The organism is Ectopseudomonas toyotomiensis, assembly GCF_900115695.1.
Lineage (GTDB): Bacteria > Pseudomonadota > Gammaproteobacteria > Pseudomonadales > Pseudomonadaceae > Aquipseudomonas > Aquipseudomonas toyotomiensis.
On record NZ_FOXK01000005.1, the window covers coordinates 127,207 to 141,590 of the forward strand.

General features: G+C 62.6%; 15 protein-coding genes. 4 read left to right on the top strand and 11 right to left on the bottom strand.

Features of this window, described 5'->3' with window-relative positions; translation table 11 throughout:
- Positions 1 to 15: 15 nt before the first annotated feature.
- The gene (locus tag BM186_RS11580) at positions 16 to 306 is read right to left on the bottom strand and encodes a c-type cytochrome (protein ID WP_004423033.1); all 291 of its coding nucleotides are present in this window, start codon (positions 304 to 306) and stop codon (positions 16 to 18) included.
- Positions 307 to 549: 243 nt separating this feature from the next.
- On the opposite strand from BM186_RS11580, the gene yihA reads away from it, so the two are divergent.
- The gene (yihA, locus tag BM186_RS11585) at positions 550 to 1,200 is read left to right on the top strand and encodes a ribosome biogenesis GTP-binding protein YihA/YsxC (protein WP_072423674.1); all 651 of its coding nucleotides are present in this window, start codon (positions 550 to 552) and stop codon (positions 1,198 to 1,200) included.
- 419 nt (positions 1,201 to 1,619) lie between these two features.
- On the opposite strand, the gene polA is transcribed toward yihA, so the two are convergent.
- Complete coding sequence (gene polA / locus BM186_RS11590) at positions 1,620 to 4,415, bottom strand: DNA polymerase I (protein ID WP_074915410.1); 2,796 nt, start codon at positions 4,413 to 4,415, stop codon at positions 1,620 to 1,622.
- Positions 4,416 to 4,489: 74 nt separating this feature from the next.
- Between polA and BM186_RS11595 the strand changes: the two genes are divergently transcribed.
- Both BM186_RS11595 and BM186_RS11600 read left to right on the top strand, forming a co-directional pair.
- Positions 4,490 to 4,774: a DUF2782 domain-containing protein gene (locus BM186_RS11595; protein WP_074915412.1), complete on the top strand. Its 285-nt coding sequence runs from the start codon at positions 4,490 to 4,492 to the stop codon at positions 4,772 to 4,774.
- Positions 4,775 to 4,790: 16 nt separating this feature from the next.
- On the top strand, positions 4,791 to 5,741 hold the full coding sequence (locus BM186_RS11600; protein ID WP_074915415.1) for a homoserine kinase: 951 nt from the start codon (positions 4,791 to 4,793) through the stop codon (positions 5,739 to 5,741).
- Between the two features lie 88 nt (positions 5,742 to 5,829).
- Here BM186_RS11600 and BM186_RS11605 read toward each other — a convergent pair whose 3' ends face one another.
- From BM186_RS11605 to BM186_RS11625, 5 genes are read right to left on the bottom strand one after another with little or no spacing between them, the layout of a single operon-like run.
- Entirely contained in the window at positions 5,830 to 6,462 is a 633-nt protein-coding gene (locus BM186_RS11605; RefSeq protein WP_074915417.1) for an SCO family protein, read from the bottom strand.
- 8 nt (positions 6,463 to 6,470) lie between these two features.
- Complete coding sequence (gene cyoE / locus BM186_RS11610; RefSeq protein ID WP_074915419.1) at positions 6,471 to 7,370, bottom strand: heme o synthase; 900 nt, start codon at positions 7,368 to 7,370, stop codon at positions 6,471 to 6,473.
- A 23-nt stretch (positions 7,371 to 7,393) separates the two neighbouring features.
- Positions 7,394 to 8,449, bottom strand: coding sequence for a COX15/CtaA family protein (locus BM186_RS11615; protein WP_072423677.1), 1,056 nt, complete (start codon positions 8,447 to 8,449; stop codon positions 7,394 to 7,396).
- 55 nt (positions 8,450 to 8,504) lie between these two features.
- On the bottom strand, positions 8,505 to 9,083 hold the full coding sequence (locus BM186_RS11620) for a hypothetical protein (RefSeq protein WP_074915421.1): 579 nt from the start codon (positions 9,081 to 9,083) through the stop codon (positions 8,505 to 8,507).
- On the bottom strand, positions 9,058 to 9,789 hold the full coding sequence (locus tag BM186_RS11625; protein ID WP_074915423.1) for an SURF1 family protein: 732 nt from the start codon (positions 9,787 to 9,789) through the stop codon (positions 9,058 to 9,060). The genes BM186_RS11620 and BM186_RS11625 overlap by 26 nt, the downstream gene beginning before the upstream one ends.
- A 71-nt stretch (positions 9,790 to 9,860) precedes the next feature.
- Here BM186_RS11625 and BM186_RS11630 point away from each other — a divergent pair, with 71 nt between their 5' ends.
- Positions 9,861 to 10,064 carry a twin transmembrane helix small protein gene (locus tag BM186_RS11630; RefSeq protein ID WP_021487546.1) on the top strand — a complete coding sequence of 68 codons (204 nt, stop codon included), beginning with the start codon at positions 9,861 to 9,863 and terminating at the stop codon, positions 10,062 to 10,064.
- 6 nt (positions 10,065 to 10,070) lie between these two features.
- On the opposite strand, the gene BM186_RS11635 is transcribed toward BM186_RS11630, so the two are convergent.
- Genes BM186_RS11635 through coxB form a run of 4 tightly spaced genes read right to left on the bottom strand, consistent with a single transcriptional unit; the run spans position 10,071 to position 14,250 of the window.
- On the bottom strand, positions 10,071 to 10,967 hold the full coding sequence (locus tag BM186_RS11635; protein ID WP_074915425.1) for a cytochrome c oxidase subunit 3: 897 nt from the start codon (positions 10,965 to 10,967) through the stop codon (positions 10,071 to 10,073).
- Between the two features lie 11 nt (positions 10,968 to 10,978).
- Positions 10,979 to 11,527, bottom strand: a complete 549-nt coding sequence (locus BM186_RS11640; protein WP_074915427.1) for a cytochrome c oxidase assembly protein — start codon at positions 11,525 to 11,527, stop codon at positions 10,979 to 10,981.
- A 10-nt stretch (positions 11,528 to 11,537) separates the two neighbouring features.
- On the bottom strand, positions 11,538 to 13,121 hold the full coding sequence (gene ctaD, locus BM186_RS11645; protein WP_074915429.1) for a cytochrome c oxidase subunit I: 1,584 nt from the start codon (positions 13,119 to 13,121) through the stop codon (positions 11,538 to 11,540).
- A gap of 4 nt (positions 13,122 to 13,125) precedes the next feature.
- Positions 13,126 to 14,250 carry a cytochrome c oxidase subunit II gene (gene coxB, locus BM186_RS11650; RefSeq protein ID WP_074915430.1) on the bottom strand — a complete coding sequence of 375 codons (1,125 nt, stop codon included), beginning with the start codon at positions 14,248 to 14,250 and terminating at the stop codon, positions 13,126 to 13,128.
- Between the last annotated feature and the right edge of the window lie 134 nt (positions 14,251 to 14,384).

Genomic DNA, 14,384 nt, shown 5'->3' on the forward strand with positions numbered 1-14,384 from the left:
ATCGAGCGGGCTTACTCACTCGGTCATCAGCTTGATGACCGCCTGGTAATCCTCGGCCGAGCAGTCCATGCACAGGCCGCGCGGCGGCATGGCATTCAAACCATTGGTGACGCTCTGCACCAGTGTATCCATGCCCTTGGCCAGACGCGGCTCCCATGCGGCCTTGTCGCCCTTCTGGGGCGCCGTGGGAATCTGGCCGTTGTGGCATACACCACAGGAACGGTCATACACAGCTTGCGGATCCTGAGCAGCATAGCCGTTGAACGACAACATCATAACGGCAGCAGCAAGCAGCATTTTCTTCATCAGATCAACCTCATCAGGGTTGGGAGCGTCCTGCTTTCTATCGAGCAGAGATGTAATCGCTCCCGGCAATTGGGTTCCTGCGGGTGGGACAAAGCGCACACAAAATCTGCGGCATTATATACTGGCAACACTGAAACGGAAACGACGCCCCCTGCCGCCCCCTCTGGAGCGCAGCAGGTGCGCGGAAATGTCGCAAGCCCTCGAACCACTGAACAGGAATCGAGGCATCCACCGGATACCCCCATGCTCCCGAAAAATCCCATTATCGGTCTGTGCCAGCAGGCCAGCTTCCTCATCAGCGCCGCCAAGGTCGATCAGTGCCCCGAGGACAGCGGCCTGGAGGTGGCATTCGCCGGCCGCTCCAACGCTGGCAAGTCGAGCGCGCTCAACACCCTTACCCACGCCAGCCTGGCGCGCACCTCGAAAACACCGGGACGCACGCAGTTGCTCAACTTCTTCCGCCTGGACGACGAGCGTCGCCTGGTCGACCTGCCCGGCTACGGTTATGCCAAGGTGCCAATCCCGCTCAAGCAGCACTGGCAGAAACATCTGGAAGCGTATCTGGGCAGCCGCGAGAGCCTGAGCGGCCTGGTGTTGATGATGGATATCCGTCATCCGCTGACCGAGTTCGACTGCATGATGCTGGACTGGTCGGTGGCCAGCGGTATGCCGCTGCATATCCTGCTGACCAAGGCCGACAAGCTGGCCTTCGGCGCGGCGAAGACCACCTTGCTCAAGGTGCGCCAGGAAATTCACAAGCAGTGGGGCGAGGGCATCAGCATCCAGCTGTTCTCGGCGCCCAAGCGCATGGGCGTGGAAGAGGCGCAGATGGTACTGGCCGGCTGGTTGGATCTGTTGCCGGAAGAGGATGAGGAAAGCGCTGAGGAGGAATGAGGCGCAGGGTGCGCTGTGCGCACCGAGATCGTAGGGAGTATTCGGTGCCCACTACGGAACAACAGGAGCAAGCCCCACCCTCTCCCGCCGTTCGGGCACCCTCTCCCGCAAGCGGGAGAGGGTCATCAGATCGCCGCTAGCGGCCTTTTTACAGGCAAAAAAAACCCCGAGCTTCGTATGGGGAGGGAGAAGTTCGGGGTTCAAGGTCTGAACCGCTAGGGCGGGGTTCAGATGTCTGCCAACACTTAACACAACAAAGGAGCATTGAAGGGCTTTGCGGCCATTCATGAACTCTGACCGGGTGGGTTTGCGGAAAGTTCATCGCCTTCTTAAAAACCATTTGCAATAAGAAAGCGCCTTTTGATTCCCTGGAACCCCAAAGCTAGAGCGGCCGCGGCTTTACGCCGCGGCGACGGGGCTTAATGCGCTTCGTCCCAGTTGGCGCCGACACCCACTTCCACCAACAGCGGTACGTCCAAGTCGGCGGCACCACTCATCAGACTCTTGAGTTTGGCGCTGACCTCGTCGATCAGTTCCTCACGCACCTCCAGCACCAGTTCGTCGTGCACCTGCAGGATGATGCGCGCGTCGATGCCGCTGTCCTGCAGCCAGCCGTCCACTTTGATCATGGCGCGCTTGATGATGTCAGCCGCCGTGCCCTGCATCGGTGCGTTGATCGCCGCGCGCTCGGCGCCCTTGCGCATGGCCTGGTTCTGCGCATGGATTTCCGGCAGGTACAGGCGACGGCCGTAGACCGTCTCGACATAGCCCTGCTCGGCTGCCTGCGCGCGGGTGCTTTCCATATAGGCCAGCACGCCGGGGTAGCGGGCGAAGTAGCGGTCGATGTAGGCCTGCGCCTCCTTGCGCTCGACGTCGATCTGCTTGGCCAGACCGAAGGCACTCATGCCGTAGATCAGGCCGAAGTTGATGGCCTTGGCCTTGCGCCGCTGGTCGCTGGTCACCTCTTCCAGTGCCACACCAAACACCTCGGCAGCAGTAGCCCTGTGCACGTCCAGGTCATGGTGGAAGGCATCGAGCAGGCCTTTGTCCTTGGCCAGGTGGGCCATGATGCGCAACTCGATCTGCGAGTAGTCCGCCGCCATCAGCTTGTAGCCCTTGGGCGCGACGAACGCTTGGCGGATGCGCCTTCCTTCGGCGGTGCGGATCGGGATGTTCTGCAGGTTCGGGTCGCTCGAGGACAGGCGGCCAGTAGCGGCCACTGCCTGGTGATAACTGGTATGGATACGCCCGGTGCGTGGGTTGATCTGCTCCGGCAGCTTGTCGGTGTAGGTGCTCTTGAGCTTGCTCAGGGAGCGGTACTGCATCAGCACCTTGGGCAACTCGTAGTCCTGCTCGGCCAGCTCGGCGAGCACCGCCTCGGCGGTGGAGGGCTGACCCTTGGCGGTCTTGCTGATCACCGGATAACCGAGTTTCTCGTAGAGGATCACGCCCAGCTGTTTGGGCGAGGCGAGGTTGAATTCCTCGCCAGCGATTTCGAAGGCCTTGCGCTCCAGCTCCACCAGTTTTTCGCCCAGCTCGACACTTTGCTCGCCAAGCAGCTTGGCGTCGACCAGCGCGCCGTTGCGCTCGATGCGCGCCAGCACCGGCACCAGCGGGATCTCGATTTCGCGCAGCACGTTGGCCAAGGAGGGCACGGCTTCGAGGCGTCCCCAAAGCTCCTGATGCAGACGCAAGGTCACGTCGGCATCTTCGGCGGCGTAGGGGCCGGCCTGCTCCAGCGCGATCTGGTCGAAGGTCAGTTGCTTGGCGCCCTTGCCGGCGATGTCCTCGAAGCGAATGGTGCTGTGGTTCAGGTACTTCAGCGCCAGGCTGTCCATGTCGTGACGGGTGGCTGTCGAGTCCAGCACATAGGATTCGAGCATGGTGTCAAAGGCCACGCCCTGCACCATGATCGGTGTGCTGGCGTTGGCCAGGACATTGATGTCGTACTTGGCGTGCTGGCCGACCTTGGCCTTGGCCGGGTCCTCGAGAATCGGCTTGAGCGCCTTGAGCACCGCATCGCGGTCGAGTTGCTGCGGCACGCCCATGTAGGAATGCGCCAGCGGGATATAGGCCGCTTCGCCCGCCTTGATCGCGAAGGACAGGCCGACCAGCTGCGCCTGCTGGGCGTCGATGCTGGTGGTCTCGCTGTCGAAGGCGATCAGCTCGGCCTGCTCCAGCTTCCGCAGCCAGGCATCGAACTGCGCCTGTTCCAGCACAAGCTGGTAATCACCGGTGCTTGCCGGTGCGGGTTCAGCGGCCTCTTCGGCGGCTTCGCCAGTCGGTTCGGCGAACAGATCGCCAGCCGGCGCAGCGGCCTTGGCCGCCAGCGACTTGTTCTGCCGCAGCAGGTCGTCCAACCAGTTCTTGAACTCCAGCTGGCCGTACAGCTCGACCAATGCAGCCTGATCCGGCTCGCCGGGATGCAGCGATTCGATCTCGATATTCAGCGGTACGTCGGTCTTGATGGTCGCCAGCTGATACGACAGGTAGGCCATCTCGCGGTGTTCTTCGAGCTTGGCCGGCAAGCCCTTGGCACCACGGATCGGCAGCTCGGGCACCTTGTCGAGGTTGGCATAGAGCATATCGAGACCGCCGCCAACGCCGACCAGCAGGCCGAGGGCGGTTTTTTCACCGACGCCGGGTACGCCTGGGATGTTGTCGACCTTGTCACCCATCAGCGCCAGGTAGTCGATGATCAGCTCAGGGCCGACACCGAACTTCTCCTTTACGCCATCGGCATCGTAGACGCTTCCAGTCATGGTATTGACCAGCGTAACGTGCGGGCAGACCAGCTGCGCCATGTCCTTGTCACCGGTAGAGATGACAACGTCACGCTTTTCCCCGGCCGCCTGGCGCGCCAGGGTGCCGATCACATCGTCAGCCTCAACGCCTTCGACGCACAGCAACGGCAGCCCCAGGGCGCGCACGCTGGCGTGCAGCGGTTCGACCTGGACGCGCAACTCGTCCGGCATGGATGGCCGATTGGCCTTGTACTCGGCGAACAGCTCGTCGCGGAAGGTACCGCCCTTGGCGTCGAAGACCACGGCGAAGGGGCTGTTCGGATACTGCTTGCGCAGGCTCTTGAGCATGTTCAGTACGCCCTTCACCGCTCCGGTGGGCATGCCCTTGGAAGTGGTCAGCGGCGGCAGGGCATGGAAGGCGCGGTACAGATACGAGGAACCGTCGACCAGAACGAGGGGGGCTTGGCTCATGCGCGGGATCAACCTTTTCGGCGGGTGCAGCGGTAGAATGGCTGCATCGGTAAAAACGAAGGAGCAAGATTACCATGGGTACAGTCAATCGTTTGTTGCTGGTCGGCCTGCTGGCCTGTGTCCCACTTGCCGCGCATGCCGAGGATCCGGTCTCCGGCGATCCCGACGTGACCATCCGCCAGGACGGCGACCGCACCATTCAGGAATACCGGGTCAATGGCTTCCTCTATGCCATCAAGGTCATCCCGAAGAACGGTAAACCCTACTTTCTCGTTCGCGCCGATGGCAGCGACGGCAACTTCGTACGTTCGGACGATCCGGACATGCTGATCCCCTCGTGGGAAATCTTTAGCTGGTAAGCGATTAAGGTCTGATATGTCGGTATTCACCCCCCTGGAGCGTCATGAGCTCGAAGTCTTCCTGGCGCCCTATGGGCTTGGTCGGTTGCGTGATTTCCAGGGCATTGCTGCAGGCAGCGAAAACAGTAACTTCTTCGTCAGCCTGGAGCAGGGCGAGTACGTTCTGACCCTGGTCGAACGCGGCCCGGTGGCCGACCTGCCGTTCTTCATCGAGCTGCTCGATGTGCTGCACGATGCCGGTCTGCCGGTACCCTACGCCCTGCGTACGCGGGATGACGAGGCGCTGCGCAGCCTGGCGGAGAAACCGGCACTGCTGCAGCCGCGACTTTCCGGCAAGCATGTGCGCGAAGCCAACGCCCATCACTGCCAGGAAGTGGGCAGCCTGCTGGCCCGAGTTCACCTGGCTACGCGTGACGCGCCAATCGAGCGGCGCAGCGACCGTGGTCTGGACTGGATGCTGGCCGAAGGCCCGAGCCAGGCGCTGAAGCTCGATGACGAGGCATTGCCGCTGCTGCGTGATGCGCTGGCCGAGATCGCCGAGCTGAAGCCGCGCATCCTCGCCCTGCCGCGGGCCAACCTGCATGCCGATCTGTTCCGCGACAACGTGCTGTTCGACGGCAACCATCTGGCTGGGGTGATTGATTTCTACAACGCCTGCTCGGGGCCGATGCTCTACGACCTGGCCATCACCCTGAACGACTGGTGCTCGCACGAAGACGGCAGCCTCGATGGCGCTCGTGCCCGTGCGCTTCTCGGCGCTTATGCAGCGCTGCGGCCCTTCACGGCTGCCGAGGCGGAGCTGTGGCCGGCCATGCTACGCGTGGCGTGCGTGCGTTTCTGGCTGTCGCGCCTGATCGCCGCCGAATCCTTCGCCGGGCAGGAGGTGCTGATTCATGATCCGGCCGAATTCCAGCGGCGCCTGGCGCAGCGCCAGCAGGTCAACCTGCCGCTGCCGTTCGCCTTGTAGGGTGGATCACGCTTCATCGATCCACCATGGCGCGCACTGCGGTGGATGAAAAGAGCGTCATCCACCCTACGCAGACACGGGCGTGCTGTTAGCTACCCGAAACCAGTCCCGGCAGTTGCGCCGCCAGTTTGGCGTTGTTGATCGGCGCGCGGATGAAGCCGCGCTGAGTACCATCCGGGCCGATGATCACCAGGTTGCCGCTGTGGTCGACGGTGTAGTTTTCCTTGCTGGTGTCAGCCGGGATGTAGGGAATGCTCACCGAGTTGGCGAATTTCTGCAGGGTTTCCTCTTCACCGGTCAGGCCTTTGAAGCCGGCATTGAAGAAGCCCAGGTACTTGCTCAGTTGCTCCGGTGTATCGCGATGCGGGTCGACGCTGACCATCACTACATTCAGCCGCGCACGGGTCTCCTCGGGCAGTTGAGTCTGCAGCTGACGCAGCTGGGCGAGGGTCGCCGGGCAGATGTCCGGGCAGAAGGTGTAGCCGAAGAACAGCAGCGTCCAGTCGCCCTTGAGCTGATCTACCACGACCTCCTTGCCGTCCTGATCGACCAGGGTCAGCGCCGGCAGGCTGCGGTTCTGTGGCAGCAGGACGATACCGGCATCGAGCAGCGCCGCCGGATCGCCCTGGCTCTTGCTGCTCAGCACCTTGTTGACGGTTAGGCCCAGCACCAGGGCCACGATGGCGACAAGAACGAAAACCGTAGTGTGGGTACGCGTCATGAAGAGCCTTAGATATTCAGCAGCAGGTAATGGTCCGCGAGTAGCGCGATAAACAGCAGGAACAGGTACCAGATACTGTACTTGAACGTGTTGATCGCCGCGTGCGGTTTGCTGTCACGGTACAGCACCCAGGCCCAGTGCAGGAAGCGGCCGCCCAGCAGCAAGGCGCAGGCGAGGTACAGTGGCCCGCTCATGTGGATGGCGTAGGGCAACAGAGTCACTGCGAACATCACCAGGGTGTAGAGCAGGATATGCACCTTGGTGTAGTGCTCGCCGTGGGTCACCGGCAGCATGGGGATGTCGGCCTTGGCGTATTCGGCCTTGCGGTGGATGGCCAGCGCCCAGAAATGCGGCGGCGTCCAGGCGAAGATGATCAATACCAGCAGCAGCGGCTCGGCACTCAGGTGACCGGTGACGGCAACCCAGCCCAGCAGCGGTGGGGCAGCACCCGCCAGGCCGCCAATAACGATGTTCTGCGGCGTGGCGCGCTTGAGAAAGCCGGTGTAGATCACCGCATAACCGAGCAGTGAAGCGAGGGTCAGCCAGGCGGCCAACTCATTGGTGAACACCATCAGCAGGCTCATGCCGGCGATGGCCAGCAGCAGCGCGAAGGCCAGCGCCGCCACCGGCGAGACACGTCCGGCGGTGACCGGACGTTTGTGCGTGCGCGCCATGATCGAGTCGATGCGCCGATCCACCACATGGTTGACCGCAGCCGCCGCGCCGGCGCACAGGCCAATGCCGAGGTTGCCGAACAGCAGCACGGTCCAGGGCACACCGGCTCGGGTAGCGAGGAACATGCCGACCAGCGAGGTGATCAACATCAACATCACCACCCGCGGTTTGGTCAGCTCCAGATAGTCGCGCCAGGTGGCGTGTTCGGAGTGAGCTCGCAGCATTGTAGCCATGGCATTGCTCCTTGATTCGTTATTTACCGGCCTTGAACCAGACCGTTGGAAACCAGAGTCGTGCGCCTGCCCGCCAGACCGGATGCTTCGCGAGTCGCCGCAGAAACAGCCCTCAGGCGATAGTTGATCAGCACCATCACCAGTAGTAGAGCCGCGCCACCTGCGTTGTGCGCCACCGCCACCAGCAGCGGCAGATGGAAGATCACGTTGCTGATGCCCAAGCCAACCTGCACGGCCAGCGCCAGCAGCAACAGACCGGCCAGGCGCGGTAGCTTGGCAATGCGCAGTTGCCAGGCCAGTGCCAACAGCGCCAGCGTTACCAGCAGCGCCCCGATGCGATGGCTCATGTGAATGGCGGTGCGCGCATCACTGTCGAGTTGTCCGCCCAGGTAGTTGGGGCCGATATGCTGGGTCAGATGAAAGCCCTTGCCGAAATCCATCGCCGGCCACCACTCGCCGTGACAGGTGGGCAGGTCGACGCAGGCGACAGCGGCGTAGTTGGAGCTGACCCAGCCGCCGAGGGTGATCTGCCCGATCACCAAAAGCAGGCACGCCGCCGCCAATGTCCGCAGGTGTCCTGGCAGCTGCAGCGGGGCGAATCGCCCAGACAGACGCAACGTGAGCAAGGTCAGCAGGCTGAGCGTGGCGAAGCCGCCGAGCAGATGAGCAGTGACCACCTGCGGCCAAAGTTGCAAGGTGACCGTCCACATGCCGAAGGCGCCCTGCAGGATCACCAGCGCCAGAATCGCCAGCGGCAGCTTGAGCGGCTGGGCTGGCTCCGCACGACGGCGCACGGCCTGGGCAGCAATGACGAGGATCACCAGGCCCAGGGCGCCGGCGAAGTAGCGATGGATCATCTCATACCAGCCCTTGGCGACCTCCACTGGGGCCTCGGGAAAACGTGCTTCGGCGATGGCCTGCTTGTGCTCGCTCATCGGCACGCCGAGAAAGCCGTAGCAACCCGGCCAATCCGGACAACCCAGACCGGCATGGGTCAGTCGGGTGTAGGCACCTAGCAGCACCACCACCACGGTCAGGAGGGTCGCGAACAACGCTAGACGGTAACCGGGCTTGTGCATGTCTACTCCTTGGGCACTGGGCCTGACGCTCTGTCGATATGGACAGAGCGCGGCGTCAACCGATCAGGGAAATTTTCAGCAGGTAGCGCAGATCATCGAGAATGGCCTTGCCCTTGCTGCCGGCCGGATAGCGCAGCACCAGGTTACCGTGTGGATCGACCAGCCACAGCTGTGCACCCGGTACCGCCTCGGCGGCCTTGTCGTAGGCCTGCAGATCCAGCTGATAGCGTCCAAGCTGCGGGTACTCGCGCTTGAGCGTGGCGTCGTACTCGGCCGGCAGTGGTTCGGCCAGCGCCAGACCGTGACTGGCGCGGGCGGTCTCGCGGTTGAGGCCGATCTGGATCTGCCGCGCCAGATAGACCAGCTGCTGGCAGTCGGCCTCACAGGCTCCCGGCGCCGTCACCAGAATCTGCCAGCGCGGCTCGACTTCACCCTGTACGCCGAGGTCGGCGAGGGTGCGCCCATCGCCGATCAGCACGCCGTGGTAGCTGCGCGTTTCCGGTACCCAGAAGCGCCACTGGTACATGGCGCTGGCCAGGAACATCGGGCCGATGGCAATGGCCAGGATCAACAACAACTGCAGGCGACCACGCCCCTTGCGCGGTGCCTCAGGCATGGCGATGGCTGGGTTCATGACGACGCTCCCGTGCATTGTGAATTCCGAGATAGATGAACAGACCAAGCAGCGCGGCAGCCAAGGAGAACCACTGCACCGCATAGCCCAGATGCTTGCTGGGACTCATGGCCACGATTGGCCAGTCGACGCGATAACTGGCCGGCCCGGACTCCAGGCGCACCTCGAAAGGCAGGCCACCACGGCCCAGCTGGCGCCAGAGGCTGTCGGCCTCGACCTGCGTGATCAGTCGCGGCCAGCCTTCGGATGCCGCGCCAGATCGCAAATTCAAACCGCCAGAAGGCGCCACGTAGACCCAGGCCGTGAGCTGCAGCATGCCGTCGGGCGTATCGAAGTGCGGCGGCGTGCGCCGGTCCGGCCAGGGTAGCCAGCCACGGTTGAGCAACACCCAGAGGCCGCTGGACTGATCGTAAAAAGGCTGCAGCAACTCGATACCGGCATGGCCATCACGAATGCGGCTGTCCAACAGCAGGCTGTGCTCGGTATCGAAGTGCCCACGCAGGTGAACGCGACGGTAGGCGGGGTCCGGCATGGGCTCGAGCTGCTCGAGACTGATCGGTTCGGCCTGGCGCCGCGCCTCGAAACTGGCCAGCAGCGCGCGCTTCTCATCGCCACGCTGCAGCTGCCAGAGGCCCAGCCAGAGCAACCCCGGCAGCAGCAGGGCAACCAGCACGCTGGGCAACCAACCAGGACGGAAGGCGCTCATTGCGCCCTGCCGTTACGATCGGGGTTGCTGGCTATACTGCAATGCATCACGTCAATCCCCCGGAGTCTCACATGCTCAAGGCCGCGATCGTCCTCATGCTGCTGGCAACCATCGCCAGCCTGTTCAGCGGCCTGTTCTTCCTGGTCAAGGACGAGGGCCATGGTTCCCGCGTGGTTGGCGCGCTGACTGTCCGTGTCGGCCTGACCGCCATTACCGTCGCCCTGGTCGCCTGGGGCTTCTACTCAGGGCAATTGGTGTCCCACGTTACGTGGTAGCCCCCGCTACAGTACGTAGACGAAGACGAACAATCCCAGCCAGACCACATCGACGAAGTGCCAATACCAGGCGGCCGCCTCGAAGCCGAAGTGCTGATCGGCGTCGAAATGCCCGCGCGTGATGCGCACCAGCATCACGATCAGGATGATGGTGCCCAAGGTCACATGCGCGCCGTGGAAGCCGGTGAGCATGAAGAAGGTGGCGCCGTAGATGCCTGAGCCCAGGGTCAGCCCCAGCTCGGTATAGGCCTCGATGTATTCCTCGACCTGAAAGAACAGGAACGCCAGGGCGAGGACGATGGTCGCCGCCAGCCAGGCCTTGAGCGGGCCACGGTGGTTCTTCTTCAGCGCGTGGTGAGCCAGGGTAATGGTGAAGCTGGAGGACACCAGCAAGATGGTGTTGACCAGCGGCAGATGCCACGGATCGATCACTGCGCTGGGTGGCGGGAACAGCTTGGAGTCGGGGTTCTGCAGCAATGGCCAGGTGTATTCGAAACCTTCCCAGAGCATGTTGGACACGCCCTTGTCACCCTCGCCGCCGAGCCAGGGTCCGGCCCACATGCGGATATAGAACAGAGCGCCGAAGAAGGCGGCGAAGAACATCACCTCGGAGAAGATGAACCAGCTCATGCCCCAGCGAAAGGAGCGGTCCATCTGCGCGCTGTACAGACCGCTGCGACTTTCCTTGATGACGTTGCCGAACCAGCCGAACAGCATCCAGGCCAGAATCAGCCCGCCGACGAAGAAGATCAGCGGCCCGTTGGAACCGTCGCGACCTGCCGACAGATCGTTGAACCAGGTGCCGACACCGTAGAAGCTGACCAGCAGGCCGATGGTGGCGACGATAGGCCACTTGCTCTGCGCCGGTACGTAATAGTTCTCGTGACTTTCGTGACTCGACATTGTTGTTCTCCTTATGGAGCCTGTGCCACTGGCGGTTTGCGCGCGGTGATATCGAACAGGGTGTAGCCCAAGGTCAGGTGCTTCACATCCTTGGGTAGATCCCTGTCGACGATGAAGCGCACCGGCATTTCGATGCGCTCGCCCGGTTGCAACACCTGCTGGGTAAAGCAGAAACACTCGGTCTTGTGAAAGAAGGCCGCCGCCTTCGAAGGCGAGACACTGGGAATCGCCTGCGCGCTCATCGGCTGGTCACTGGGGTTGTAGGCCACGAACAGCATGTCGCGCGCCTCGCCCGGATGGACCAGTATCTCGTCAGCCTGCGGGCCGAACTCCCAGACCATGCCGGCGGCGTTGGTGGCGAGAAACTGCACGCGTACCTGGCGCTGCTCATCCACCATTTGCTCACCCTGATAGGGCCCGGCGGTCTTGCCGTTTATCCCGAATACGCGGCACATGGCGTCATAGAACGGCGGCAGGACGAAGACGCCGAAACAGAACATCACCACCACCACGATCAGCAGACGGGTAACCAGGCGACGCGTCGCGATGACCTCGCTCACGGCAGATCTCCTATTTCACTTCCGGCGGCGTGCTGAAGGTGTGATAAGGCGCCGGTGACGGCACCGTCCATTCCAGGCCTTCGGCACCGTCCCAGGGCTTGGCCGGAGCCGGTTTGCCGCCGCGGATGCACTTGATGACGATGAACAGGAACAGCAACTGGGTCGCGCCGAACATGAAGGCGCCGATGCTGGAAACCATGTTGAAGTTGGCGAACATCAGGTTGTAGTCGGGAATCCGCCGCGGCATGCCAGCCAGACCGACGAAGTGCATCGGGAAGAACGCCAGGTTCATGCCGACGAAGCTCATCCAGAAATGCAGCTTGCCCAGGGTTTCGTCGTACATGTGGCCGGTCCACTTCGGCAGCCAGTAGTAGGCCGAGGCGAAGATGCCGAAGATCGCCCCAGGCACCAGCACGTAGTGGAAGTGCGCCACCACGAAGTAGGTGTCGTGGTACTGGAAGTCCGACGGGGCGATGGCCAGCATCAACCCGGAGAATCCGCCGATGGTGAAGAGGATGACGAAGGCCACCGAGAACAGCATCGGCGCCTCGAAGGTCATCGACCCCTGCCACATGGTGCTGGCCCAGTTGAACACCTTCACCCCGGTGGGCACCGCGATCAACATGGTGGCGTACATGAAGAACAGCTCGCCGGTCAGCGGGATGCCGACGGTGAACATGTGGTGCGCCCAGACGATGAACGACAGGAAAGCGATCGACGCGGTGGCGTAGACCATCGAGGTGTAGCCGAACAGCGGCTTGCGCGCGAAGGCCGGGATGATCGAACTGACCGCACCGAAGGCGGGCAGGATCATGATGTACACCTCGGGGTGGCCGAAGAACCAGAACACGTGCTGGAACAGCACCGGATCACCGCCGCCGGCGGCATTGAAGAAGCTGGTGCCGAAGTGGATGTCCATCAGCATCATGGTCACGCAGCCAGCCAGTACCGGCATCACCGCGATCAGCAGGAATGCGGTGATCAGCCAGGTCCAGACGAACAGCGGCATCTTCATCAGGGTCATGCCGGGGGCACGCAGGTTGAGGATGGTGGCGATCACGTTGATCGCGCCCATGATCGAGCTGATGCCCATCAGGTGAATGGCGAAGATAAAGAAGGTGGTGCTCTCCGGCGCATAGGTGGTCGACAGCGGCGCGTAGAAGGTCCAGCCGAAGTTCGGCCCGCCGCCCTCCATGAACAAGGTGCTGACCAGCAGACCGAAGGCCGCCGGCAGCAGCCAGAAGCTGAAGTTGTTCATCCTTGGCAGGGCCATGTCGGGCGCGCCGATCATCAGCGGGATCATCCAGTTGGCCAGGCCGACGAAGGCCGGCATCACCGCACCGAAGACCATGATCAGGCCGTGCATGGTGGTCATCTGGTTGAAGAATTCCGGCTGCACGATCTGCAGGCCCGGCTGGAACAGCTCGGCGCGGATGACCATGGCCATCGAGCCGCCGAGCAGGAACATGCAGAAGCTGAACCACAGGTACATCGTGCCGATGTCTTTGTGGTTGGTGGTCAGCACCCAACGCATCAGGCCCTTGGCCGGGCCATGGTGGTGGTCAGTATGACCGTGGTCGATCACTGCACTCATGTCCTTACTCCTGCGCCTTGGAGAAATCGAGAATGTCCTTGGGCGTGACCATGTCACCGACATTGTTGCCCCAGGCGTTGCGCTCGTAGGTGATGATGGCGGCCAGGTCGACCGGCGACAGTTGCTTGCCGAAAGCCGCCATGGAGGTGCCCGGCTTGCCGTGGAAGACGATGTCGATATGGCCCTCGGCCGGCCCGGTGGCGATGGACGAGCCCTCGAGTGCCGGGAACATCGGCGGCAGGCCTTCACCAGTGGGCTGGTGGCAGGCGGCGCAGGTGGTGTTGTAGGCCTTCTCGCCACGCGCCATCAGCTCTTCCATGGTCCATTCCTTGCTGGTCAGCTCGCGCTCGGCAGCAGCCGCCTGCTTGCGCTCGGCCAGCCAGGCGGCGAAGTCTTCCTTGGACTTGGCCTCGACCACCACCGGCATGAAGCCGTGATCCTTGCCGCACAGCTCGGTGCACTGGCCACGGTAGATGCCGGGCTCCTCGATGCGCGTCCAGGACTCGTTGATGAAACCGGGAATGGCATCCTTCTTCACCGCCAGCGCCGGCACCCACCAGGAGTGGATCACGTCGGCCGCGGTGATCAGAAAGCGCACCTTGGTACCCACCGGCACCACCAGCGGCTCATCCACTTCGAGCAGGTAATGTTCGCCCTTGGCTTCGCGGTTGTTGATCTGCGAGCGTGGCGTGGTCAGGTTGCTGAAGAACTCGACATCCTGCCCCAGGTACTTGTAGTGCCACTTCCACTGATAACCGGTGATCTGGATATCCAGCTCGGACTCGGTGGTGTCGTAGATATCGATCAGCGTCTTCGTTGCCGGAATCGCCATCACCACCAGAATCGCCAGTGGCACGACGGTCCAGAGAATCTCGACGGTGGTGCTTTCGTGAAAATGCGCGGGTTTCTGGCCGGTGGAGCGGCGGTGCATGATCATCGACCAGAACATGGCGCCGAAGACGATCACACCGATCACAACGCAGATCCAGAAAATGGTCATGTGCAGATCGAAGACGGAGCGGCTGACGTCGGTTACACCGGGCGCCATATTGACCGTCCACTGCGCGTGCGCCGAGCCTAATGCCAGCCACAGCAGGAGGCCCATCCAGACTCGTGGATGTCGCATCATTGCGGGTTCCCCTTGATTGTTCTTTTTATCCCGCCGGCTGAGCCTGCGGCTAAGGGATCGACTGCCATAGAGCGACAAGGCGGACTCACTGTCCGCGCACCGCGCTCAACTGCTGGCGACTACTGCCGAAACCT